General features: G+C 47.8%; 17 protein-coding genes and 3 rRNA genes. 15 read left to right on the top strand and 5 right to left on the bottom strand.

Features of this window, described 5'->3' with window-relative positions; all coding sequences use genetic code 11:
• Positions 1-126: 126 nt before the first annotated feature.
• Positions 127-783, bottom strand: coding sequence for a DUF3306 domain-containing protein (locus tag KXJ80_RS03475; RefSeq protein ID WP_218737835.1), 657 nt, complete (start codon positions 781-783; stop codon positions 127-129).
• Positions 783-1,247: a DUF3305 domain-containing protein gene (locus KXJ80_RS03480; RefSeq protein WP_037423466.1), complete on the bottom strand. Its 465-nt coding sequence runs from the start codon at positions 1,245-1,247 to the stop codon at positions 783-785. The genes KXJ80_RS03475 and KXJ80_RS03480 overlap by 1 nt, the downstream gene beginning before the upstream one ends.
• A 298-nt stretch (positions 1,248-1,545) precedes the next feature.
• Between KXJ80_RS03480 and KXJ80_RS03485 the strand changes: the two genes are divergently transcribed.
• The 6 genes from KXJ80_RS03485 (at position 1,546) to KXJ80_RS03510 (ending at position 10,784) form a co-directional block, all read left to right on the top strand.
• Positions 1,546-2,442 (top strand): formate dehydrogenase accessory sulfurtransferase FdhD, encoded by an 897-nt coding sequence (locus tag KXJ80_RS03485; protein WP_259474525.1) that lies wholly within the window; start codon positions 1,546-1,548, stop codon positions 2,440-2,442.
• 54 nt (positions 2,443-2,496) lie between these two features.
• Positions 2,497-3,402 carry a substrate-binding domain-containing protein gene (locus KXJ80_RS03490; RefSeq protein WP_037423474.1) on the top strand — a complete coding sequence of 302 codons (906 nt, stop codon included), beginning with the start codon at positions 2,497-2,499 and terminating at the stop codon, positions 3,400-3,402.
• Positions 3,403-4,150: 748 nt separating this feature from the next.
• Positions 4,151-5,693: ribosomal RNA gene (locus KXJ80_RS03495) — 16S ribosomal RNA — on the top strand.
• A 371-nt stretch (positions 5,694-6,064) separates the two neighbouring features.
• Positions 6,065-8,957: ribosomal RNA gene (locus KXJ80_RS03500) — 23S ribosomal RNA — on the top strand.
• Between the two features lie 175 nt (positions 8,958-9,132).
• Positions 9,133-9,248, top strand: a 5S ribosomal RNA gene (gene rrf, locus KXJ80_RS03505).
• The 16S, 23S and 5S rRNA genes sit together here, the layout of an rRNA operon.
• 261 nt (positions 9,249-9,509) lie before the next feature.
• Positions 9,510-10,784 (top strand): CinA family nicotinamide mononucleotide deamidase-related protein, encoded by a 1,275-nt coding sequence (locus tag KXJ80_RS03510; RefSeq protein ID WP_047536205.1) that lies wholly within the window; start codon positions 9,510-9,512, stop codon positions 10,782-10,784.
• Positions 10,785-10,882: 98 nt separating this feature from the next.
• Here KXJ80_RS03510 and KXJ80_RS03515 read toward each other — a convergent pair whose 3' ends face one another.
• Both KXJ80_RS03515 and ppc read right to left on the bottom strand, forming a co-directional pair.
• Positions 10,883-11,428 (bottom strand): YceB family lipoprotein, encoded by a 546-nt coding sequence (locus KXJ80_RS03515; protein WP_047536207.1) that lies wholly within the window; start codon positions 11,426-11,428, stop codon positions 10,883-10,885.
• Complete coding sequence (ppc, locus tag KXJ80_RS03520) at positions 11,428-14,097, bottom strand: phosphoenolpyruvate carboxylase (protein ID WP_218737836.1); 2,670 nt, start codon at positions 14,095-14,097, stop codon at positions 11,428-11,430. Before ppc ends, KXJ80_RS03515 begins: the two co-directional genes overlap by 1 nt.
• A gap of 665 nt (positions 14,098-14,762) precedes the next feature.
• Here ppc and argC point away from each other — a divergent pair.
• The 5 genes from argC (at position 14,763) to argH (ending at position 20,210) form a co-directional block, all read left to right on the top strand.
• Positions 14,763-15,743, top strand: coding sequence for an N-acetyl-gamma-glutamyl-phosphate reductase (gene argC, locus KXJ80_RS03525; RefSeq protein ID WP_172589140.1), 981 nt, complete (start codon positions 14,763-14,765; stop codon positions 15,741-15,743).
• Positions 15,744-15,774: 31 nt separating this feature from the next.
• Positions 15,775-16,557: an acetylglutamate kinase gene (gene argB / locus KXJ80_RS03530; RefSeq protein ID WP_037424139.1), complete on the top strand. Its 783-nt coding sequence runs from the start codon at positions 15,775-15,777 to the stop codon at positions 16,555-16,557.
• A gap of 12 nt (positions 16,558-16,569) precedes the next feature.
• The gene (locus KXJ80_RS03535) at positions 16,570-17,475 is read left to right on the top strand and encodes an ornithine carbamoyltransferase (protein ID WP_047536215.1); all 906 of its coding nucleotides are present in this window, start codon (positions 16,570-16,572) and stop codon (positions 17,473-17,475) included.
• A gap of 60 nt (positions 17,476-17,535) precedes the next feature.
• Positions 17,536-18,759, top strand: coding sequence for an argininosuccinate synthase (locus tag KXJ80_RS03540; protein WP_259474526.1), 1,224 nt, complete (start codon positions 17,536-17,538; stop codon positions 18,757-18,759).
• Between the two features lie 83 nt (positions 18,760-18,842).
• Positions 18,843-20,210, top strand: a complete 1,368-nt coding sequence (gene argH, locus KXJ80_RS03545) for an argininosuccinate lyase (protein WP_218737838.1) — start codon at positions 18,843-18,845, stop codon at positions 20,208-20,210.
• Between the two features lie 75 nt (positions 20,211-20,285).
• On the opposite strand, the gene KXJ80_RS03550 is transcribed toward argH, so the two are convergent.
• A complete protein-coding gene (locus KXJ80_RS03550) occupies positions 20,286-22,805 on the bottom strand; it encodes a penicillin-binding protein 1A (protein ID WP_218737839.1) in 2,520 nt (839 codons plus the stop codon).
• A 189-nt stretch (positions 22,806-22,994) separates the two neighbouring features.
• On the opposite strand from KXJ80_RS03550, the gene KXJ80_RS03555 reads away from it, so the two are divergent.
• Genes KXJ80_RS03555 through KXJ80_RS03570 form a run of 4 tightly spaced genes read left to right on the top strand, consistent with a single transcriptional unit; the run spans position 22,995 to position 25,781 of the window.
• Positions 22,995-24,074 (top strand): pilus assembly protein PilM, encoded by a 1,080-nt coding sequence (locus tag KXJ80_RS03555; protein ID WP_037424154.1) that lies wholly within the window; start codon positions 22,995-22,997, stop codon positions 24,072-24,074.
• The gene (locus KXJ80_RS03560; RefSeq protein WP_037425164.1) at positions 24,062-24,646 is read left to right on the top strand and encodes a PilN domain-containing protein; all 585 of its coding nucleotides are present in this window, start codon (positions 24,062-24,064) and stop codon (positions 24,644-24,646) included. Before KXJ80_RS03555 ends, KXJ80_RS03560 begins: the two co-directional genes overlap by 13 nt.
• Positions 24,643-25,266 carry a type IV pilus inner membrane component PilO gene (locus KXJ80_RS03565; RefSeq protein ID WP_037424160.1) on the top strand — a complete coding sequence of 208 codons (624 nt, stop codon included), beginning with the start codon at positions 24,643-24,645 and terminating at the stop codon, positions 25,264-25,266. Before KXJ80_RS03560 ends, KXJ80_RS03565 begins: the two co-directional genes overlap by 4 nt.
• The gene (locus KXJ80_RS03570) at positions 25,266-25,781 is read left to right on the top strand and encodes a pilus assembly protein PilP (RefSeq protein ID WP_169548316.1); all 516 of its coding nucleotides are present in this window, start codon (positions 25,266-25,268) and stop codon (positions 25,779-25,781) included. The genes KXJ80_RS03565 and KXJ80_RS03570 overlap by 1 nt, the downstream gene beginning before the upstream one ends.
• Positions 25,782-25,788 lie beyond the last annotated feature (7 nt).

The following is a 25,788-nucleotide window of genomic DNA, read 5'->3' on the forward strand; positions in this document are numbered from 1 at the left end:
TTCGGCAGATTCAGGCTGTGGTTTGAGACTAAGTCATTGCCTTTTCTGCTTTTATCTAAGTCTTTATTTCTTAGTACAGCAATTCACATACCAAAGTTATGGACATAAGAATTAGCTAAACTGACATTAAACAACTGGCTTTAGCTCTTGAGCTAAGTGCTCTGGTGCATTTTGGGGTAGGTCATCAGTCTCCCCATCCAAATTGTCCGCAATCTGTGTGTTTGCTAATTCGGTTTCGACATCACTGTTTTTTGATTCCATTGCATTTTCTGTATTCATCACCGCATCGCTGGGGATTGAGGCCAGATCTTCGTCTGACTCTTCATTCTCTTTGGTGATAAAACGGAATACTTTTTGGGCTAACTCGGCGGACACCTCTGGCGTCAGCTTCGGCTGATTACTGTAGTCGAGCGCATATTCCAAGAGACCATCTATCTCATTGAAATGCGGTTGTTTCCAAAGGGCGCGTAGCGCTGCCGTTTTTGCTGCTGGGTCAACATTCGCCCCCATAAACTGAGCGAAACTGCCACCAATCTCAATCTCGTCAGGATTAGGGAGATCTTCAGCCGTGAGGATGCGATGAGGGTCTTCATTTGCCTGGCTACGCGCATCTTGTGATTCTTGCGCAGCGGTAGGCTCTTGAGTGATCTCTTCTGCCTTATTATCAACAAGTTCTTCCGCAGTCGTTTGCGTTTTAACAGCGGCTTCTTCAGCTGCCACTTGCTCACGACGTTGACTCCAACGGCTAAAAAAACCGTTTGCCTTTGGGGTTGAATCAGTCATTAGTCCCTCCGCAATGGATCGTGGCTTGGACCTTGATTTTTACGGTGATCCACATGCTTACGACGATAAGCAGCGATTTCAACTTCACCATATTGAGTGATAAAGGCTTCGATCCAACAGGCAATCGCTTCAGGCATAAGCGTGTTGATTACGGGCGTATTGCCTTCAAGACAGCCCGCAGCAACATTTTGATCTGCCGAAAGTAACGCGGGTACCCAAGTACCGTCTGCCATTTCATCACAGACTAAGTACAACATCGCATTGTCCATATCGAGGTTGATGCGGTAACTGGCGCGCTCATCTTTGTGCAGCTCTAGCAGTACTAAGGTCGCTCCTTCGGGGGCTTCGTGGGTTGCGGGAAGTAAATGATCGATTTCCCATTGTACTGAGGTCCAACGACCCACCTGTTTCTCTACTTTTTTGAGTGAAACGTACATGGGCCAAACACTAGTAGTATGTTGCATTGTCTCTCCGTTTCAACCGTAAGGGAGATAAGCCTTAACATCCGGCGCTATTTCCCCTGCTTATCGTGATAAAAGGTCACTGCAATATTAATGCCATTAAACAGGGGGAATTAGTTTGAAGTGGATCATCAAAATAGGGTTAAAAGCGAGACATTTTGTCTGAATAGACATTTTGTCTGAGACATTTTGATGCGACAGAATGTTTCGTATTGCGACGGATCACGCATTTAGCCCTGAGTTTTATACCTAGGTATAAATATTGCTATGCTGATGCCATCACTCGTAAAGCGGTAACATTATGATTTCTGATAACAGTTCTAATATTGCTCAGCAGATGCTCGCCAATGACCATCCTTCTCTACCCAAGCGAAGCTTTTCCTTTGTAAAAACTCAAGCTGAAGTGCCGTTAACTATTGCCGTCAAAGCAGTGGATGAGTCAGGAGTGGTAATTGATAAGCATGTTGCCTGTGAGCGACCTTTAACGGTTTATCTGAACTGGCGCCCGATAGTGACCCTGATGACATTGGGGGCAAAGCCTGAGTCATTAGCTCTTGGTTATCTTAAAAATCAGGGTTTTATCTCGGATGTTGCTCAATTAGAGTCTGTAATTGTTGATTGGGATGTGAATTCTGCCGCGGTATTAACGCATGAGCAAACCGCCGATCTCGAACAAAAGTTATCTGAAAAAACCGTTACGTCCGGCTGTGGTCAAGGGACTGTATATGGCAGTTTTATGCAGGATTTAGATGGTATTCAGCTACCTACCCCAAGCCTTAAGCAGAGTACGCTCTACAGCTTGCTCAAAAACATCAATGAATATAATGAGACCTACAAAAATGCAGGTGCCGTGCACGGTTGTGGTGTTTGTGAAGCTGACCAGATCCTTGCTTTTGTAGAAGATGTTGGCCGTCATAACGCGGTGGATACCTTGGCGGGAGATATGTGGTTAGCGCAGGATCTGGGCGATAACAAAATCTTCTATACCACAGGACGGTTAACCTCGGAGATGGTGATTAAGGTCGCCAAAATGGGGATACCTGTACTGCTGTCGCGAAGTGGTGTAACGCAAATGGGTCTGGAGCTTGCCCAAAAACTTGGTATCACGATTATTGCTCGGGCCAAAGGGCGTCATTTTTTGGTCTACCACGGCAGTGAAAATCTCGAATTTGATGTGAATACCAACTCCGATAAATAGCGACCTTATCAGATAGCGACCAGACTCAAAAGAGATAGACGACAAGGATATAAGATGACATCCGCTAGTGAATTGATTTACATGAGCGCGAAGCAAGTTGCTGAGTATTTAGATCTTAACGAGAAAAAGGTTTACGCGATGGCGAATGACCGAATTCTCCCCGCAACAAAAATCACCGGCAAATGGTTATTCCCTAAGGTGCTGATTGACCGCTGGGTGATGGACTCCTGCCATAGCGGTATGTTAACTGACAGACTATTGATTACTGGTAGTGATGATCCTCTGTTGTCAATGTTAGTGGCGCGTTTGATGGCGCAGGTTGGTAGTCGTGAGCTTATTAGTTACAGTGCAACAGGCTCTCGTTTGGGGTTGGAGTTATTAGCTAAGGGCTATGCTGATGTGTGTACCTTGCACTGGGGGAGTATGGAAGATAGAAATATCCGTCATCCAGCATTGCTTAAAGGTTATCAAAACCACCAACAATGGATCATGGTGCACGGCTATTCCCGTCAGCAAGGCTTGATCATGCGTACCGATATGCACCACAGATGTCAAGAAGAGGATAAAGTTCTCAGTTTGCCTTGGCGCTGGGTCAGTCGCCAAGGCGGCGCTGGCAGTCAGCAGCATCTAGAGCAGTGGCTATTAAAGCAAGGTGCACGTTTAGATCAGCTTAATATCATACTCACAGCTTATAGTGAGCGTGAACTTGCAGGCTATATTGCACGTGGAGATGCAGATATTGGTTTTGGTTGTCAGTCTGTTGCTTTAGAGAGCGGTTTAAGCTTTGTGCCACTGATCAGGGAGTCCTTCGACTTTGTGATGCCACAAAGTATTTACTTTCGCAGGCAGCTACAACAACTCTTTACTATGTTAAGCAGTGGGCATACTCGGCAAATGGCGGCTCTTTTAGGGGGGTATGATCTTACCGATTGCGGACAGCTTCTTTGGAGTGCAAGTTAAGTACCTTATATGTACGTATAAGTGCATCACTACACGCTACTTTATAGCTTATATATGTGTAAAGTAGCGGCTGACACCAATAGCCTTCATCTTGCTTAATAATGTAGAGCTCCAAATTTACCGCCTCATTTATTCTTTCTTCTATCTTTAGCACACACTCGTTTACTCAATAAAGGCTCGCTGTTAGGTTTGTTTTGCGCATAAATCCAGCGTTTATGGATAACTCTGGGTATAACGAGTGTGTAGGTTGTGCCTAGCTTGGGTGTAACAATCTATTTGAAAATTAATCATAAAAACCCGAAAAAAGCGCTTGCACAAAAAGTTTCGCTGCCTATAATGCGCATCCACTGACACGGCAGACAGCGAAAGCGAGCGCGGTTACAGTGCGAATCGAATGCAAATTGTGCAGTTGATTCGAAAGCCTCAAGAAGTTTGTAAAAACACCTTGACGCGATGAGGGAAATGCGTAGAATACGCAGCCCTGACCCAGTGAGCGGTAACGCAAGCGATGAGGTCAAACGCTCTTTAACAATCTAAACAAGAAATCTGTGTGGACACTCACAGGTGTTGAGTTAATCGAAATTACTCTGCCGTTTGGCGAGTAATCAAAGAATTAAATCAATCAATGAATGAGTGTTCATAGCAATATGTACAGTTTGTTTTGGCACTTCTTTTAACTAAGAAATGTTGAAACAACAATCAGAATTCATTGAGCCGCTGAAGTCGCAAGACGGAAGCAAAAAAACTTTAATTGAAGAGTTTGATCATGGCTCAGATTGAACGCTGGCGGCAGGCCTAACACATGCAAGTCGAGCGGCAGCACAAGGGAGTTTACTCCTGAGGTGGCGAGCGGCGGACGGGTGAGTAATGCCTAGGGATCTGCCCAGTCGAGGGGGATAACAGTTGGAAACGACTGCTAATACCGCATACGCCCTACGGGGGAAAGAGGGGGACCTTCGGGCCTCTCGCGATTGGATGAACCTAGGTGGGATTAGCTAGTTGGTGAGGTAATGGCTCACCAAGGCGACGATCCCTAGCTGTTCTGAGAGGATGATCAGCCACACTGGGACTGAGACACGGCCCAGACTCCTACGGGAGGCAGCAGTGGGGAATATTGCACAATGGGGGAAACCCTGATGCAGCCATGCCGCGTGTGTGAAGAAGGCCTTCGGGTTGTAAAGCACTTTCAGTAGGGAGGAAAGGGTGAGTCTTAATACGGCTCATCTGTGACGTTACCTACAGAAGAAGGACCGGCTAACTCCGTGCCAGCAGCCGCGGTAATACGGAGGGTCCGAGCGTTAATCGGAATTACTGGGCGTAAAGCGTGCGCAGGCGGTTTGTTAAGCGAGATGTGAAAGCCCTGGGCTCAACCTAGGAATAGCATTTCGAACTGGCGAACTAGAGTCTTGTAGAGGGGGGTAGAATTCCAGGTGTAGCGGTGAAATGCGTAGAGATCTGGAGGAATACCGGTGGCGAAGGCGGCCCCCTGGACAAAGACTGACGCTCATGCACGAAAGCGTGGGGAGCAAACAGGATTAGATACCCTGGTAGTCCACGCCGTAAACGATGTCTACTCGGAGTTTGGTGTCTTGAACACTGGGCTCTCAAGCTAACGCATTAAGTAGACCGCCTGGGGAGTACGGCCGCAAGGTTAAAACTCAAATGAATTGACGGGGGCCCGCACAAGCGGTGGAGCATGTGGTTTAATTCGATGCAACGCGAAGAACCTTACCTACTCTTGACATCCACGGAAGAGACCAGAGATGGACTTGTGCCTTCGGGAACCGTGAGACAGGTGCTGCATGGCTGTCGTCAGCTCGTGTTGTGAAATGTTGGGTTAAGTCCCGCAACGAGCGCAACCCCTATCCTTATTTGCCAGCACGTAATGGTGGGAACTCTAGGGAGACTGCCGGTGATAAACCGGAGGAAGGTGGGGACGACGTCAAGTCATCATGGCCCTTACGAGTAGGGCTACACACGTGCTACAATGGCGAGTACAGAGGGTTGCAAAGCCGCGAGGTGGAGCTAATCTCACAAAGCTCGTCGTAGTCCGGATTGGAGTCTGCAACTCGACTCCATGAAGTCGGAATCGCTAGTAATCGTGGATCAGAATGCCACGGTGAATACGTTCCCGGGCCTTGTACACACCGCCCGTCACACCATGGGAGTGGGCTGCAAAAGAAGTGGGTAGCTTAACCTTCGGGGGGGCGCTCACCACTTTGTGGTTCATGACTGGGGTGAAGTCGTAACAAGGTAGCCCTAGGGGAACCTGGGGCTGGATCACCTCCTTACCTATACGACTAACTCGATGTTTGGTTGGTAAGAAACTGCTCCATGCGTTTCTTACACACGGCACATCCATGTGCCTGAGTGTTCACACAGATGGCTTGTTGAACTTCCTGTAAGGGAAGGGAGAGCGACATGCACCGCGAGCCGGTAAGCATTGTTCTTTAACAATTTGGAAAGCTGATAGTAATTAACGCAATGATGTCTGTCGTTGTGTTAATACGAAAAAAAATTGAGTTCTTAAAACACTTGTTAAGTGTCTTGAATATTCAAGTCTAAGGCGAGTCCATCTTCTTGGTCGAAGATGAGACAAGTAAAACCAGCTGGTCGCAACAGCGCAAGTGGCTCACGCAAGTGAAACCTATTTGGGTTGTATGGTTAAGCGACTAAGCGTATACGGTGGATGCCTTGGCAGTCAGAGGCGATGAAGGACGTAGTAACTTGCGAAAAGCGTTGGCGAGCTAGTAACAAGCATTTGAGCTAACGATGTCCGAATGGGGGAACCCGGCACCATAAGGTGTCATCATTAAGTGAATACATAGCTTAATGAGGCAAACGAGGGGAACTGAAACATCTAAGTACCCTTAGGAAAAGAAATCAACCGAGATTCCCCTAGTAGCGGCGAGCGAACGGGGATTAGCCCTTAAGTCAGAGGGGTGTTAGTGGAATGGTCTGGAAAGTCCAGCGGCACAGGGTGATAGCCCCGTACACGAAAACTAACCTTTGATGAAAACGAGTAAGGCGGGACACGTGATATCCTGTTTGAATATGGGGGGACCATCCTCCAAGGCTAAATACTCCTGACTGACCGATAGTGAACCAGTACCGTGAGGGAAAGGCGAAAAGAACCCCTGTGAGGGGAGTGAAATAGAACCTGAAACCGTATACGTACAAGCAGTGGGAGCGGTTCTTGAGACCGTGACTGCGTACCTTTTGTATAATGGGTCAGCGACTTACGTTTTGTAGCGAGGTTAAGCGAATAGCGGAGCCGTAGGGAAACCGAGTGTTAACTGCGCGTTTAGTTGCAAGGCGTAGACCCGAAACCCGGTGATCTAGCCATGGGCAGGTTGAAGGTTGAGTAACATCAACTGGAGGACCGAACCGACTAATGTTGAAAAATTAGCGGATGACTTGTGGCTGGGGGTGAAAGGCCAATCAAACCGGGAGATATCTGGTTCTCCTCGAAAGCTATTTAGGTAGCGCCTCGAGCGAATACCATTGGGGGTAGAGCACTGTTAAGGCTAGGGGGTCATCCCGACTTACCAACCCTTTGCAAACTCCGAATACCAATGAGTACTACTCGGGAGACAGACGGCGGGTGCTAACGTCCGTCGTCAAAAGGGAAACAACCCAGACCGTCAGCTAAGGTCCCAAAGTGTATGTTAAGTGGGAAACGATGTGGGAAGGCTTAGACAGCTAGGATGTTGGCTTAGAAGCAGCCATCATTTAAAGAAAGCGTAATAGCTCACTAGTCGAGTCGGCCTGCGCGGAAGATGTAACGGGGCTAAACATACCACCGAAGCTACGGGTGCAATTCATTAGAGTTGCGCGGTAGAGGAGCGTTCTGTAAGCCGTTGAAGGTGAAGGGGTAACCCACACTGGAGGTATCAGAAGTGCGAATGCTGACATGAGTAACGATAAAGGGGGTGAAAAACCCCCTCGCCGAAAGACCAAGGGTTCCTGTCCAACGTTAATCGGGGCAGGGTGAGTCGACCCCTAAGGTGAGGCCGAAAGGCGTAATCGATGGGAAACAGATTAATATTTCTGTACTTCCGCTAACTGCGATGGAGAGACGGAGAAGGCTAGGCTAGCGCGGCGTTGGTAGTCCGCGTTTAAGGTGGTAGGTGGGTGACTTAGGCAAATCCGGGTCACTATACACTGAGAGCTGATGACGAGTCCCCAAGGGGATGAAGTAGTTGATGCCATGCTTCCAGGAAAATCTTCTAAGCTTCAGGTTAGCGGGAATCGTACCCCAAACCGACACAGGTGGTCGGGTAGAGAATACCAAGGCGCTTGAGAGAACTCGGCTGAAGGAACTAGGCAAAATGGTACCGTAACTTCGGGAGAAGGTACGCTCTTGTTGGTGATGAGACTTGCTCTCTAAGCTGACGGGAGTCGCAGATACCAGGTGGCTGCAACTGTTTATCAAAAACACAGCACTGTGCAAAATCGCAAGATGACGTATACGGTGTGACGCCTGCCCGGTGCCGGAAGGTTAATTGATTGGGTTATCGCAAGAGAAGCTCATGATCGAAGCCCCGGTAAACGGCGGCCGTAACTATAACGGTCCTAAGGTAGCGAAATTCCTTGTCGGGTAAGTTCCGACCTGCACGAATGGCGTAATGATGGCCACGCTGTCTCCAGCCGAGACTCAGTGAAGTTGAAATTGCGGTGAAGATGCCGTATACCCGCGGCTAGACGGAAAGACCCCGTGAACCTTTACTATAGCTTGGCACTGAACATTGACCCTACATGTGTAGGATAGGTGGGAGACTATGAAGTTGGAACGCTAGTTCTGATGGAGTCGTCCTTGAAATACCACCCTTGTAGTGTTGATGTTCTAACTTGGCCCCATTATCTGGGGTAAGGACAGTGCCTGGTGGGTAGTTTGACTGGGGCGGTCTCCTCCCAAAGAGTAACGGAGGAGCACGAAGGTTGGCTAAGTACGGTCGGACATCGTACGGTTAGTGCAATGGCATAAGCCAGCTTAACTGCGAGACAGACACGTCGAGCAGGTACGAAAGTAGGTCATAGTGATCCGGTGGTTCTGAATGGAAGGGCCATCGCTCAACGGATAAAAGGTACTCCGGGGATAACAGGCTGATACCGCCCAAGAGTTCATATCGACGGCGGTGTTTGGCACCTCGATGTCGGCTCATCACATCCTGGGGCTGAAGTCGGTCCCAAGGGTATGGCTGTTCGCCATTTAAAGTGGTACGCGAGCTGGGTTCAGAACGTCGTGAGACAGTTCGGTCCCTATCTGCCGTGGGCGTTGGATGATTGAGGGGAGTTGCTCCTAGTACGAGAGGACCGGAGTGAACGAACCGCTGGTGTTCGGGTTGTCATGCCAATGGCATTGCCCGGTAGCTATGTTCGGAATCGATAACCGCTGAAAGCATCTAAGCGGGAAGCGAGCCCCAAGATGAGTCATCCCTTGGACTATAAGTCCACTAAAGAGCCGTTCGAGACTAGGACGTTGATAGGTCAGGTGTGTAAGCGTTGTGAGGCGTTGAGCTAACTGATACTAATGACTCGAGAGGCTTAACCATACAACCCAGATGGGTTTTACTAAGTAGCACTTAGCTTGAATAGAAACACTTAAGAAGTGGTCATAAAATGCTCCTGCATTTATGACATCAAGTACCTCCATGTACTTGTGAACTCAAACCAGCTTTCCGAATTCATTTACTGCCCACATAAGATGGGGAGTAGATACCAAATTTGCTTGGTGACAATAGCATTGTGGTCCCACCTGATCCCATCCCGAACTCAGAAGTGAAACGCAATCGCGCCGATGGTAGTGTGGGGTCTCCCCATGTGAGAGTAGGTCATCGCCAAGCGCCTAATTAAACAATGAAGCCAGCTGAATAAGCTGGCTTTTTTGTTTTTCGCGTTTGTCATCTTTAGATTGTGATTTTGAAATCACTCATTCCAATTTTCAGCCTCTTTCGCTCACACACCCCTGATGTGCGCTAAATCGCGACTGACTACCTTATTTTCTTCACACTACTGAACCATATCTCCCAAAGGTCAACTCTTGCTATTACTTCAGAGGTTACTTACCTTATGCAGTAACTTATTGGGGTAGCTAAGGATCTATGATGAAGTTAGAGATGATTTGTACTGGGGAAGAGGTGCTGTCGGGTCAGATTGTTGATACTAACGCTGCTTGGTTTGCCAGCACTATGATGGAGCATGGCATTGAGATCCAAAGGCGCGTTACAGTCGGGGATCGTCTCGAGGACTTAATTGCGGTTTTCCAAGAGCGTAGTTTGCATGCCGATGTGATTTTAGTGAATGGCGGCTTGGGGCCGACCAGTGATGATATGTCTGCCGAGGCAATGGCTAAGGCTAAAGGCGAGCCTCTGGTTGAGAATCGTGAGTGGCGTCAACGTTTAGAAGATTGGTTTACGCGCAATAATCGCGAGATGCCAGTGAGTAATTTAAAGCAGGCAATGCTGCCTGAGTCTGCGGTGATGGTGGATAACCCCGTTGGCACGGCTTGTGGATTTAGAGTGAAGTTGAATCGAGCTTGGTTGTTCTTCACCCCTGGCGTGCCATTTGAACTCAAGCATATGGTGAAGGAACAGTTTATTCCTTTTATCCGTGAAGAGTTTGACCTCGACGCTAAGGTGGCGCTGAAGAAGTTGCTGACCATAGGTCATGGCGAGTCTTCCCTTGCCGACAAAATTGAGCCATTGGAGTTGCCTGAGGGGATTACCATTGGTTATCGCTCCTCAATGCCACATATTGAGATTAAGATCTTTGCCCGCGGCGAGAAGGCGATTGCTTTGCTGCCACGGGTGACTGGGCACATCAAAATGGTGCTGGGAACTGCGGTCGTCGCCGAAGATAAAGCGACGCTTGCCGAAGAGATCCATGCTAAGTTGCTGAATTCTGGATTGACCTTGAGTGTTGCTGAGTCTTGTACGGGTGGGATGATTACCAGTCAGTTAGTGGATTTCCCGGGCAGCTCTTCCTATTTGCAACACGGTCTGGTGACTTACAGTAATGAGTCTAAGGTGCGAGTGTTAGGAGTTAACCCTGCGACCTTAGACGATCACGGCGCAGTCTCTATTCCAACGGTTGAAGAAATGGCCAAGGGCGCGCGTGCTATTTTAGACAGTGATTTTGCCTTAGCGACCAGTGGGATAGCGGGACCTGATGGCGGGACCGAAGAAAAGCCCGTTGGTACGGTGGCAATTGCCTTGGCAACCCGCAGTGGCGTCTACAGCCAAATGATAAAACTGCCGCGACGTTCGCGGGATTTAGTGCGTAGCTTAAGTGCGGCGGTAGCCTACGATATGCTAAGACGTGAGTTACTCACCGAAGCTGTGATTGTGGATTATCAGTCGATAGGGCGTTTCAGCAAGTAACTTTTTGCTGACTTACGGGTTTTAGTCAGTCTAGCTGGATTAACAAAAATGCTCCCGAGGGAGCATTTTTTATGGTGAATGGTTTGCAACGCAAGCCGTTATTTAATGAACTTAAGGACTAATTCGCCAGGGACGACTTGAATGCTCTCGGTCATCTTCGCCATCAGCGCTTGATTACTGTCCTTCGTATCGAGTACATAAACGGGCTGATTCTCGAGGAAATGCCTTAAGTAGCCCATCACTTGTGGTGTCGCGCTACTGATGGCTTTCTCGATATCCTTGGGTGTTGACTCGACTTTCACCAATTCAAGCTGGCGTAGGTAGACGCTGTGGGTGGCACTGTCATACCAAGGCTTAGCCTCAAAGGTGGTTGAAAGTTGCGCCTTCAACGGATAAATAGGGTTAGTGATGGACACCTGAGTGGTTGCACTTACGCTCATAGTGTCAGGCTTTTCACCGAGTCTGACACTGATGTCGTTAATGCGCACTTGCGCGCCCACGAGTTGATTACCTTGTTTCACCTCAAAATGGATCTCTTTGCTGAGATACTGCTCCATTTCATGCTCGCTAATACTGTACTGCGTGACGCAGCCGCCAAGCAGTACAGATAATCCCAAGCAAAGGCTAAGCGTGAGTTTTTTCATTAACCTGTGTTTCTCATGCCCGCCGCGACACCGGCAATCGTCAGCATTAAGGCGAGTTGCACGTGTTCGGAAGCGGGAGCTTCGGTTGTTTCCTTGCGAGTACGAGCCAATAACTCGGTCTGCAGGAAGTTTAATGGATCGATATAGGGATTGCGCAGTTTGACTGATTCGCGATTCCACGGTGTATGCGCCATTAAGGTATCCGATTTAGTCAGCTCCAGCACCACTTTAATGCCGAGATCTAAACGCTGGCGTAAAGTTTCGCCTAAGTGGTGGAGATTGGGCGGTACTAAGCAGGTTTCATAGTAACGCGCTAAGTTAGGTTCCGCCTTGGCGTACACCATCTCCAGCATGGAAATCCGCGTGCTAAAGAAGGGCCATTCACGATCCATATCCTGTAGCAAACCCATTTCTCCACGTTCGCAGGCAGCCTGTAATGCTTCACCGGCGCCGAGCCATGCTGGCAACATTAAGCGGTTTTGAGACCAAGCAAAAATCCAAGGAATGGCACGTAAGCTTTCGATACCGCCATCGACACGACGTTTTGCTGGGCGACTGCCTAATGGTAATTTGCCTAGTTCAACCTCCGGAGTGGCTGCACGGAAATAAGGCACAAAATCCGGCTCTTCACGGACAATACCGCGGTAAGCACTCACTGACTCCTGAGCAATGCGCTCCATACAATTACGCCATTCCTGCTTAGGCTCTGGCGGCGGAAGCAAGGTCGCTTCTAACACCGCTGAGGTGTACAGGGCTAGGCTTTGCACCGCCAATTTAGGCAGGCCGAACTTAAAGCGGATCATCTCACCTTGTTCGGTGACGCGAATACGACCATCAACTGAGCCGGGCGGTTGCGACAGAATCGCTTTGTGAGCTGGGCCGCCGCCACGACCAATACTGCCACCACGACCATGGAACAGCGTCAGCTTAACGCCAGCCTGTTTACAGACGGCGACTAACTGCTCCTGTGCGCGATATTGCGCCCAAGCGGCCGCCATTACACCCGCGTCTTTGGCCGAGTCTGAATAACCGATCATCACCTCTTGCATACCTTTGGTGTAACCACGGTACCAGTCGATATCGAGCAGTGCGGTAATACACTCGGCGGCGTTATTTAAGTCGCTTAAGGTTTCAAAAAGCGGCACAACGCGCATTGGATGAGTACAGCCAGTTTCTTTGAGCAGTAATAATACGGTTAATACATCTGAAGGCTTGCTCGCCATCGAGATCACGTAGGAGCCCAACGCCTTAGCAGGATGTTTAGCAATTAAACGGCAAGTGTTAAGTACTTCGGCCACATCGGCAGAAGGTTGCCAGTTGCTTGGGATCAGCGGGCGACGGTTACTGAGTTCACGCAGCAAGAAGGCTTGTTTTTCGGTTTCATCCCAATGATTAAAGTCACCCATACCTAGATAACGGGTTAACTCTGCAAGTACATCGCAGTGACGGCCTGCGTCTTGGCGGATGTCGAGCCTTAACATATGGATGCCAAAACAAGCGAGACGACGCAGAATGTCGAGGAGTAAACCATTAGCAATCAAACGCATGCCGCAGTCACATAAACTCTTATACAGCATCTCTAGCGGCGCTTTCAGATCGCTTTCTTGCCAAATCAGCGTCGATTTATCGACTTCTGGGTTATGGCCTTCGATGCGGGCGTTTAAGTAGTCGATGGTGTCGCGCAGTTTTTGTCTTAATGAACGCAGCACAAAACGATAGGGTTCGCAGCTATTGTTGGTAAACGCCATCAGCTCGCTGTTGGCTTCTTCCATCGATAACTCGCCAACCAGCAACACTATATCCTTGAGGAATAAACGTGCGGCGGCATGGCGATTACGATCTAACACTTCTTGAGTGACTTTAGCGGTCACAAAAGGGTTGCCGTCGCGATCGCCCCCCATCCAGCTTGAGAAGCGCACCGGTGCGATATCGATAGGCAATTGCTGGCCTGTGCGATCTTGTACTTGATCGTTGAGCTGCCTTAAAAAGTCGGGGACAGCATGCCAGAGGGATTCTTCAATGGTGGATAATCCCCAGCGGGCTTCATCTACTGGCGTTGGGCGTTCACGGCGAATTTCATTGGTGTGCCAGATTTGGGCGATTAACTGGCGCAGACGCAGATTAATTTGGCGGCGCTCTCTGTCCGACAGTTGATTGTTTTCTTGCTCGGCGAGGCAATCCACAATCGCAGCATATTTTTGGATCAGTGTGCGGCGAGAGATTTCCGTTGGATGCGCGGTGAGGACTAAGTCGATGTCCAGCGTTTTTAAGCAATCCAACATCTTGGTTTGATCGATACGGCCATTAAGCATGCGACCAAGCAACTGTTCGACCGGATCCGGTACGCAAACCAGCTCATCGCAGTTACGGCTAATAGTATGAAATTGTTCGGATAAGTTTGCTAAGTTGAGGAATTGGTTAAAGGCTTTAGCAAAAGGCACTAACTCTTCATCGGGGAGTGCAGTCAGCAGTTCTAGCATTTGCTCCCGTGCCGCTTCGTCGCCACGGCGGGAATCTTTTGCGAGTTTACGAATTTGCTCAACCTTCTCGAGGAAAGAATCGCCGAGGTGGGTGCGCATCGTATCGCCCAAGATCTGCCCTAACATACTCACGTTCGATCTTAACGACGCATACATGTCGGTCACATTGTCTGCCACATTACCTGCCATAGTTACTCCGAATTGAAAAATATAAAAATCCGCAATATACCCAAACAACCTGTAGGTGATGAGAGTCTTCAGGTCGCTTGGGTATATAGCCCGCTAGCACAATACCCACCACTGAGGGCAATGGTCAACAGCAGAACTTATAACTTATACGACTGGCTTATCTTATATGCAACTAATCACGACAATTGTTGAAGAATATTCAATATAAATGCGAGCTAACGCAATATTTTATTATGTTTAGTGGAAGTGAATATGAACTGCATCATTTTCGGCTTTGCGGGTATGTGTATTCGGTGTTAATAAAAAGGACTGATTTTTCAGTCTTTCATCCATAGATAACTGAGTTATTAAGCAGTTAGTGAAGTATTGTGTTATTTGCTAAGCGTGCTCGAACGCAGATAAAAGACAAAATTTAATAAAAATATATATTCACATATATTGCATAAATAGATCTTTGTGGTAGTCTAGCCAGCAGTTGAGATGAGTCACCCCTTGTGACCTGTAGAGTAAATATCATGATGTATAGCGTTAAGCCGTCAGTGAATAAAATAACGACCCATTACGATTTCCTACGACGATAGTCTTGTCATCATAGATATACGCTGGTGCGTGTACGCTATTCATCTATTCTTTAAGTCTCTTTGATTCGGTTTATAAAAATACATATGAAAAACATCGCCATTATCGGTGCCAGTGGTTACACAGGCGCACAACTAACAGCTTTAGTCCATGCGGAGTCTGAATTATCAATTCAAGGCCTGTATGTCTCTGAAAATAGTTTAGATAAAGGTAGAGCTTTAGCAGATTTGTACCCTGTCTACAGCCACATTGATTTAGCTCTGTCACCACTGACTGAAGAAGCGAAGGCGAAGATCGTCGCCGAGGCGGATGCCGTGGTGTTAGCGACCGAGCATTCGGTGAGTTTGCATTTAGCGGCTTGGTTCTACAACCAAGGTTTAGCCGTGTTTGACTTAAGCGGTGCCTATCGTTTCAGTGATGTGACGCAGTACCCTAAGTGGTACGGTTTTGAGCACGAATATCCCGAGGTGCTAGCCAAGGCTGTTTATGGTCTTGCCGAGTGGAATGCCAAAGAAGTCGGCGCAACTAAGATGATTGCTGTGCCAGGTTGTTACCCAACAGCATCATTAACCGCTTTGAAACCATTAAAGAATTTACTGACCTCCGCCTATCCGGTGATCAATGCGGTCAGCGGTGTGACGGGCGCGGGTCGTAAGGCGCAGTTGCATACCAGTTTTTGCGAAGTGAGCCTCACACCCTACGGCGTATTAGGCCACAGACATCAACCCGAAATTGCCACTCAATTGGGGCAAGAGGTGATCTTCACGCCGCACCTTGGCAACTTCAAGCGCGGCATTTTAGCAACCATCACGGTACAGCTAAAACCAGGCACCACCACTGCCGATGTGGCTGCGGCATACAGTGTTTATGACCAAGCCCCGCTGGTGACGGTGAAACAGAACCAGTTCCCGAAAGTGGATGATGTGGTGCTGACTCCGAATTGCCACTTAGGTTGGAAGTTTGATGAGAACAGTGGCTACTTAGTGGTTGCCAGTGCCATCGATAATTTGATGAAAGGCGCGGCGAGCCAAGCCCTGCAATGCATAAAGATTCACTTTAACCTTTAACCGTTCATCCTTATTTAAGAGAGTCGTCAAGATGTCTACCAACAACTCAGTATTAGTTCTTAAAGTCGGCGGCGCCCTGCTGCAGTGTGAAATGGGGATGGCGCGTTTAATGGATACCGCAGCAGCAATGATCGCCAATGGTCAGCAAGTGCTGATGGTGCATGGCGGCGGCTGTTTGGTCGATGAGCAATTAGCCGCCAACGGCATGGAAACTGTTAAGTTAGAAGGCTTGCGGGTCACTCCGCCGGAGCAAATGCCGATTATTGCTGGTGCACTGGCTGGCACATCAAACAAGATCCTCCAAGGCGCAGCGACAAAAGCTGGGATTGTGAGTGTGGGCATGAGCTTAGCCGATGGCAACACGGTATCGGCCAAGATTAAAGATGAGCGTTTAGGCTTAGTGGGCGAGGTTTCTCCTAAGGACGCGACTTACCTCAAGTTTATTCTGTCCCAAGGCTGGATGCCGATTTGTAGCTCAATTGCCATGATGGACGATGGCCAAATGCTGAACGTGAACGCCGACCAAGCGGCGACGGTATTAGCTAAGTTGGTCGGTGGCAAGTTGGTGCTGTTATCGGATGTGTCTGGCGTACTCGATGGTAAAGGTCAATTAATCCCTTCATTGAATGGTAAGCAGATTGCCGAGTTGGTTAAGCAAGGCGTGATCGAAAAGGGAATGAAAGTAAAAGTTGAAGCTGCACTCGAAGTGGCGCAGTGGATGGGGCAGGCGGTTCAAGTGGCCTCATGGCGTGATGCAAGCCAATTAGTCGCATTAGCAAAAGGTGAGGCCGTGGGCACACAAATCCAACCATAAGCGGAGTAGGTTATGAAGCATTTACTATCGATAAAAGAGTTAACCCAGCAGCAGTTGCTGGATCTGATTACCTTGGCAAAGACGATTAAAGCGAATCCCGCTGAGTATCGTCATGCACTGGACGGTAAGAGTGTGGTGATGTTATTTGAAAAGCCATCTCTGCGTACTCGTGTTAGCTTCGATATCGGTATTAACAAGCTTGGCGGCCACTGTTTATACCTAGACCAGCAAAATGGTGCCTTAGGTAAGCGGGAATCGGTCGCTGACTTTGCTTCTAACCTGTCCTGTTGGGCTGATGCTATTGTGGCGAGAACGTTCTCCCACACGACTATCGAACAATTAGCTGAGTTTGGTAGTGTGCCCGTGATTAATGCACTTTCGGATTTATACCATCCTTGCCAAGCTTTAGCCGATTTTTTAACCTTGGCCGAGCATTTTGAAAATATCAGTGATGCTAAGTTAGCGTATGTGGGTGATGGTAATAACGTTACTAACTCATTGATGTATTGCGCGGCCATTCTCGGTGCCACCATGACAGTGATCTGCCCTGCGGGTCACTTTCCTGATGGCTACGTTGTGGCCGAAGTGCAAGAGCTCGCGAGCCGATATGGCGGCAAGGTTGTACTGACTTCAGATATTGATGCGATTGAAGGTCACGATGCTATCTATACTGATACTTGGATTTCCATGGGAGATCCAACACCGTTAGCGGAAATTAAGGATAAGTTTGCACCTTATCAGGTCAATAAGGCCTTGATGGCGAAAGCGGGTGCTCACTTCTTTATGCACTGCTTACCCGCTCACCGCGGTGTTGAAGTGACCGATGAAGTGATGGATGGCGAAGGCTCCTTGATCCTGCAACAAGCTGAGAATCGGATGCACGCCCAAAATGCAGTACTGGTAACCCTATTTAGTTAATTTAACCCTGTTTAGCAGCCTACTTTCTCCAAGGTGAGAAACGAGTTATAGGAATTTAAGATGTCTATCGAGAACAAAAATACTGGCGTGAAAAAAGTCGTTTTAGCCTATTCGGGTGGTCTAGATACTTCGGCCATTATTCCTTGGTTAAAAGAAACCTACGACAACTGTGAAATCATCGCCTTTTGCGCTGACGTTGGTCAGGGTGAAGAAGAGTTAGTGGGTCTGACTGAAAAGGCATTAGCCTCAGGCGCGTCTGAATGCCATATCGTCGATCTGAAAGAAGAATTCGTTAAAGATTACATCTACCCAACCATGGCAACGGGGGCGATTTACGAAGGGACTTACTTGTTAGGTACTTCAATGGCGCGCCCAATCATCGCGAAGGCGCAGGTTGAAGTGGCGCGTAAAGTGGGTGCCGATGCCCTGTGCCACGGTTGTACCGGTAAGGGTAACGACCAAGTGCGTTTCGAAGGTTGCTTTGCGGCATTAGCGCCTGATTTAAAAGTGATTGCACCGTGGCGTGAATGGACCATGCAGAGCCGTGAAGATCTATTGGCTTACTTAGCTGAGCGTAATATTAAGACTTCAGCTTCTGCCACTAAGATCTACAGCCGTGATGCCAACGCATTCCACATTTCCCACGAAGGTGGCGAGTTGGAAGATCCATGGAACGAGCCAAGTAAAGGTGTGTGGACGCTGACTGCCGATCCGGAAGATGCGCCAAACCAAGCAGAATATGTGTCACTTGAAGTCGAAAATGGTCGTGTGACTAAAGTAAACGGTGAAGCATTAACGCCTTACGCTGCACTGATGAAGCTGAACACCATCGCTGCACCACATGGCGTGGGTCGTATCGATATCACCGAAAACCGTTTAGTGGGCATGAAGTCCCGTGGTTGCTACGAAACCCCAGGCGGCACTGTGATGTTTGCCGCGCTGCGCGCGATTGAAGAGTTAGTGCTGGATAAAACTAGCCGTACTTGGCGCGAGCAAGTGGGTGCCCAAATGGCACACTTAGTGTACGACGGTCGTTGGTTTACACCTCTGTGTAAGTCGCTGCTGGCGGCATCTGAGTCTTTAGCCGAGTCTGTCAACGGTGAAGTTGTGGTGAAACTCTACAAAGGTCACGCGATTGCCGTTAAGAAACGTTCGCCAAACAGCTTGTACTCTGAAGCGTTTGCGACCTTCGGTGAAGACCAAGTGTACGACCAAAAACACGCAGAAGGCTTTATCCGTCTGTACTCGTTAGCGAGCCGTATCCGCGCGCTCAACGCTAAGTAATAGGCAGACTTAAAGGGCGCCTAGCGCCCTTTTTTATATCTTAAGTTTTAACGTATTCAAAGCAGTGACCGAGGGGATTGAGCATGGCTTTATGGGGTGGAAGATTTCAGGGCGAAACCAGCGCGCTATTTAAATTATTCAACGATTCACTGCCGGTGGATTACCGTTTGTTTGAGCAAGATGTGGTCGGTTCTATCGCTTGGGCCGATGCAATTGCTAGCGTCGGCATTATCACTGCCACTGAATGCCGCGACTTGAAGAAAGCGTTGAACGAGCTGCTGGTGGAAGTGAAGGGCGATCCTGCGATTATTCTCGCCTCGGGCGCGGAAGATATTCACAGTTTCGTGGAATCTGCGTTGATCGCCAAAGTCGGCGATCTGGGAAAAAAACTCCATACGGGCCGTAGCCGTAACGACCAAGTCGCGACCGACTTAAAACTCTGGTGCCAATCCGAAGGTGCGGCATTAGTGGCTCGCCTACAAACCTTACGCAGCGAACTTATCGCGCTTGCTGAGCGTGAATTTGATGCTGTAATGCCAGGCTATACTCACTTGCAACGTGCTCAACCTGTGACCTTCGGCCATTGGTGTTTAGCCTATGTGGAAATGATTGAGCGTGATCTTAGCCGCTTAACCGATGCCTTAAAGCGCGCCAATACCTGTCCGCTCGGTTCGGGTGCATTGGCGGGCACAGCCTATCAAATGGATAGATATGCGCTTGCAGCAGCACTGAACTTTGCTTCGCCAACCTTAAACAGTTTGGACAGCGTGTCGGATCGCGACCATGTGGTTGAGCTGTGCGGAGCCGCCTCAATAAGCATGATGCACTTAAGCCGCATGGCCGAAGATTTGATTTTCTTCAATACGGGTGAAGCGGGCTTTATCTCCTTGAGTGACGAAGTGACCTCAGGCTCGTCCTTGATGCCACAAAAGAAAAACCCCGATGCGCTGGAGCTGATCCGCGGTAAAACGGGTCGTGTGTATGGCAGTTTAGTGGGTATTCTCACCACGATGAAGGCATTGCCACTGGCCTACAACAAAGACATGCAGGAAGACAAAGAAGGCCTGTTCGACGTGGTCGACAGCTGGGCTATTTGCTTGGATATGGCGGCATTAGTCTTATCTGGCTTAGTCGTTAACCGCCCGAATGCGCTGTTAGCCGCGCAGCAAGGTTATGCCAACGCGACCGAATTGGCGGATTATCTGGTGTCTAAGGGCATGCCATTCCGCGAAGCGCACCATGTCGTCGGTGTGGCAGTGGTTGCAGCGATTGCTAAGAAGATCCCGTTAGAAGGTTTTACGCTGGCCGAGTTTAAAACCTTTGCCGATATCATCGAAGATGATGTGTATCCCAACCTTACCATCGAAGCCTGTTTGGCAAAACGTGATGTCCTCGGCGGCACAGCGTTGACTCAAGTTAAGCAAGCGATTGCGGCTAAAAAAGCGGGTTAATGGCAAAGTAGGTTAATCTTAGGTGAGCAATAAAAAACGCGACTCAAGGTCGCGTTTTTTTATTGCTATTTACGGCTATTGGAACAGGTCATCCGCTGGCGCATCGATGAAGAGATTATTTTCATCTTGGCTTTCACTGATATATTCCTTCGGTTCAGTGCCCGAGATAAAGTATTCAAAATCACTGGTGTAATCAGTTTTACGAGTGAGCTTGCCTGTTGCAAGGTCGATCCGCACCGAGACGATTCCCTCTGGTGGAATCGCCGTGGTTTCTGGAACGCCTTTAAGCACGTTATTCATAAATTCGTTCCAGCCAGGTCCTGCGGTCTTAGCACCGGCTTCGGTCCCGGTGATTTGATCTTTTTCACCATTAGCGTTCCAAGCGGTTCTACCTAACTGGCGACCATGATCGTCAAATCCCACCCAGAAGGTGCTCGTCAGCGTTGGGCCAAAACCACTGAACCACGTATCACGAGATTCGTTGGTTGTCCCCGTTTTACCTGCAATATCATGGCGTTTAATTAATTGCGCCGCACGCCAAGCAGTACCTTGCCAACCTGTGCCTTTACTCCAATCGCCGCCACCCCAGATCACGCTCTTCAGCGCTTCGGTGATCAGGAATGCCGTTTGTTCGGAGATAATTTGCGGTGCGTAACGGCCAGTTTGTTCAAAGCAATGGGCAACAGGCTCATCGGTTTGCGCCGTTGGCTCACTAAAGCCCATTGGGTCGCTACTCGGTTGGGTTAGATTACCACTTGGCTTACAAGCTAAGGTTGGATTGGCTTTTTCAATTACATTACCGAAGGAGTCTTCTACTCGTTCGATATAGAAAGGTTCAACCAAGAAGCCACCATTTGCAAACACGTTGAAAGCAGCTGCGACTTGTAAGGGCGTTACCGAAGGTGAACCCAGTGCTAAGGACTCGTTGCGTGGTAAGTCGTTAGGGTCAAAACCGAACTTAGTTAACTCGGCAATAGCTGCATCTAAACCAATATGGCGCATGGCACGAACAGACATGACGTTGATCGATTGCGCTAAGCCCACACGTAAACGCGTTGGGCCACCATAGATATCGGGCGAGTTTTTCGGCCGCCAGGCAGTACCTTGGCTAATATCGGGTTTATTAATCGGTGCGTTGTTAATCAGAGTCGCGAGCGTAAAGCCTCTTTCTAATGCCGCAGCATAGATGAAAGGTTTAATATTCGAACCTAATTGGCGTTTAGCCTGAGTCACGCGGTTGTATTGGCTTTGGCTAAAGCTGTAACCACCTACTAAAGTACGGATAGCGCCATTTTCCGGATCGAGTGACACTGTGGCACTCGCTACTTCGGGGACTTGCGATAATTGTAAGTACTGGCCATTGTCGCGGATCCAAATACGTTCGCCTACTGTCAGCATGTCTGAAGCCGATTTAGGTACCGCACCTTGGCGTTTATCGTTAATAAATTTACGCGCCCATTTCAAGCCATCCCATTTGATGACTTTGGTTTCACCTTTAGCGGTTAATACACTGGCTTGCTGTCCATCAATGCTTAATACGGCGGCAGGTTGTAACTCTTGGACGGGTGTGACTTTAGCCAGTTCAGCTTTGATTTGTGCATTATCAGGCTTAGCGCCTGTCCACAAAATAGCAGCAGGACCGCGGTAGCCATGACGTTCATCATAGGCATAAACATTATTGCGTAATGCTTGCTGCGCTAACAGCTGGAGATCGGATGAAATCGTGGTGTAGACGTTATAGCCATTGGTATAGGCTTCTTCTTCACCATATTTTTGCACCATGTAATCCCGGGCCATTTCAGAAATATAAGGGGCATAGAGATCGATTTCGGCACCATGATATTTGGCTACGAGTGGCTCCTGGAGTGCGGTTTGGTACTCCGTTTTGCTGATATACCCCACTTCATTCATCCGCATCAACACCACGTTGCGACGAGCGAGAGCACGGGAAGGTGAAGTAATGGGGTTAAGCGTTGAGGGGGCCTTTGGCAAGCCAGCAATCATACTCATTTCAGACAGAGTCAGATCTTGGACGTTTTTGCCAAAATACACTTGAGCGGCTGCGCCAACGCCATAAGCTCTTTGGCCTAAATAGATACGGTTAACGTACAGCTCTAAAATCTCATCTTTCGTTAACAACTGCTCGATATGGTAGGAAATAAAAATTTCCTTCACCTTACGAATAATGGTTTTGTCGCGGGTTAGGAAGAAGTTACGTGCCACCTGCATGGTGATAGTACTTGCTCCTTGCTTTTTTTCGCCGGTTGTTAACATGACGATTGCTGCGCGGATTACCCCGACAGGATCGATACCACCATGCTCATAAAAGCGCGCATCTTCGGTGGCAAGGAAGGCTTGTAACAGCGGTTTGGGGACTTCTTCCAGTTTTAAGGGAATACGTCGTTTTTCACCAAACTGAGATATGAGTTTGCCATCACTACTGTAAATGCGCAAAGGTGTTTGTAATTGCACATTTTTTAGTGTCGAAACATCCGGCAGATCCGGCAAAACATAAAAGTATGCTGCAACAATGGCGCCTACGCCCAAAAGGGCTAGACTGAATAGAGCTATAACAATACGTTTTAACCACTTCACCTAAATTGATCCTAATGTTCAGTTAAGTGCGACAGTATATAAGGCGCGAACGTTTGGGTGAAGCAAAAACGTGACGGCCCTAAAATAGCGTTTGTAAAATCTTGAAACATTCTATACAAATACGTATAACGGGTTGATTTTGTGCTAATCTCTCATACTGAAATATAAATAATAAAGTGACAACGGATTATGCTTTCAAATTTATGGAAGCGTCAGGCTCCGCAAATGGTCGGAATTGATATTGGTTCCCATGAAGTAAAGGCCATTTTGCTGAGTAAGACTGCTGATGGATACAAAATATTAAGTCACGTAGCGGTTCCCGTAAAAAAGGGTGCTATTAACGATCATGATATTCGTGATACCGATGCCGTTGTTGAATGCCTCAAACAGGTAAAGCGTGCTTTGCCTAAATCGGTTAAATATGCTGCGGTTGCGGTTTCTGGTTCTGCTGTAATGACTAAGGTCATCTACATGGATGCCTCGCTTAGCGAAGAGGAAATGGAAGCGCAAATTGAGATTGAGGCTGATAACTTAATCCCCTATTCCCTTGATGAAGTCAGCATTGATTTTGAAACCTTAAACGTCAACAGTACCGATCCTTCTAAGGTCGATGTGTTACTCAGTGCTTGCCGTACTGACAATATCGATGCCAGAGTTGATGCGCTTGATGAAGTCGAGCTAGAGACTAAAGTCGTTGATGTTGAAGGTTATGCCTTAGGTCGAGCGGTTGAGTTAGTCCTAGGCCAATTACCTGAAGGGGCTCGCCAGAAAGCGGTTGCCATGGTCGATATCGGCGCGAATATGACTACTTTCTGCGTTGTCGAGTCTGGCGAAACTACATTTATCCGTGAACAAGCCTTTGGTGGTGAGTTATTTACTCAGTCGATTCTCTCTTTTTATGGCATGTCTTATGAGCAGGCAGAAAAAGCAAAAATCGAGGGTGATTTACCGCGTAATTATATGTTTGAAGTGTTATCTCCCTTCCAAACGCAATTACTGCAGCAAATTAAGCGAACGCTGCAAATTTATTGTACTTCAAGCGGCAAAGATAAAGTCGACTATCTCGTCTTATGTGGTGGCACATCTAAACTAGAAGGCATGGCTAACTTATTGACCAATGAGTTAGGTGTTCACACCATAATTGCCGACCCTTTCCAAGGATGCCTGCACGCGGATGAATCCGTTAAAAATATACTGCAACCTAGCATTAGCAAATATATGGTTGCTTGTGGCTTAGCCCTGAGGAGCTACGGTCAATGGCGAACATAAACCTGCTTCCTTGGCGTGAAGAAGCGAGAGAAAAGCAGAAACGCGATTATATCGGCATATTGGCTGCGGTATTTTTGGGGTCAGCAATCTTAGTCTATGCTGCGCTGGCTTTACTCGAAATGATGACTGATGAGCAGCGAGCAAGAAATGCTTATTTACAGTCAGAAATTCAGCAACTCGATGCTCAAATTGCCGAGATTAAAAAGATCACTGAACGTAAAAAAGATATTGAGCGTCGAACAGAAATTATTTTAAACCTTCAGCAATCCCGTAATTTGCCGACACACGTATTAGACGAGCTAGTGCGTATTGTTCCGCCAGGAATTTATCTATCAAGTCTTGAGAAAAAAGGCAGTTTGTTGCTCATTGAAGGTCGCAGTGAGTCGAATAATAACGTAGCAAATATGATGCGTAAGGTAAAAGCGTCTGAGTGGTTAACCGATCCCAATATGCAATCGATCGTTACCCAAGATGATGAGTTAAGACAATTGCAGAGCTTTAGTTTAAGGGTGAGCATCAAAGGAGCCATTGCTGAAGAGCCCGTAAAAGCGGCAAAAGGAGCGAGTAAATGAAGCTCGATCTCAGTCAGTTTAATGATATCGATTTTGAAAATATCGGAAGTTGGCCAAAACAAGTAAAAGTATTTTTCGCTATTTTGCTGGCTCTTTGCGTATTTGCAGCGGGATATTTTGTGGTGTTGTCTGATGCAATCGATGTGATTAATAATGAACAAAACAAAGAGTTACAGCTAAGAGAAGATTTTCAAAACAAATATCAACTGGCCGCTAATTTAAAGCTCTATCGTGAACAACTTGCCGTAATGGAAGGGCAATTTGCCGAATTGCTGAAAATGTTACCTTCAGAAAACGAGATGCCCGGTTTGCTTGATGACTTAACCTTTGCAGCAACGGATGCTGGTTTACGGATTAAAAGTTTAAATTGGGAAGCTGAAATTCAGCGAGATTTTTATATCGAATTTCCAATTAAGATGTCAGTCACTGGTGATTATCACCAGATTGGCAATATGGTGAGTGGTGTTGCTAAGTTACCTCGTATTGTTAGTTTGCATGATTTTACGATCAAACGTGATGATAGCGGTACTTTAACCATGGACATTCTTGCTAAAACCTATCGCTTTAAAGAAGGGGCAGAGTTACCCCCCGAAAAGCCTGCTAACAAGGGGAAGAAATAATGAAACTCTTACCTCTGTTAGGGATAAGTCTTTTTTTAATCGGGTGTGTTGGCGATCGTAGTGATTTAGAGCTATTTGTTACTACAACTAAAGCACAGCATGTGGCGCATATTCCACCCTTAAAAGAACCGCCAAAGTTTGAGCATTTTGCCTACCAGGCTGAGTTAATGCGTAGTCCCTTTGTTCCGCCTTCTCGCGAATTAACCGAAGAAGTCGTTGATACCAGTAAAAACTGCTTACAACCGGATTTAAAACGTCGTAAGGGCCGTTTAGAAACTTATGCTTTAGACAACCTAAAAATGCGCGGTACGTTAAGTGAAGCTAATGTAACTTGGGCGCTGATTGAAACTAATGATGGCAGTGTATATCGGATGGGCGTGGGTGAGTATCTAGGGTTGTTTAACGGACGTATAGCGAAAGTGACTCCACAGAATGTGGAAGTTGTAGAATTAATTCCAGATGGTACGGGTTGTTGGTCAGAGCGCACAAACAACATCGAACTTTCTGGAAAATAACAAGCGA

Origin of the sequence: Shewanella xiamenensis, from assembly GCF_024971755.1 — a bacterium.
In the GTDB taxonomy this organism is placed as follows: Bacteria; Pseudomonadota; Gammaproteobacteria; order Enterobacterales; family Shewanellaceae; genus Shewanella; species Shewanella xiamenensis.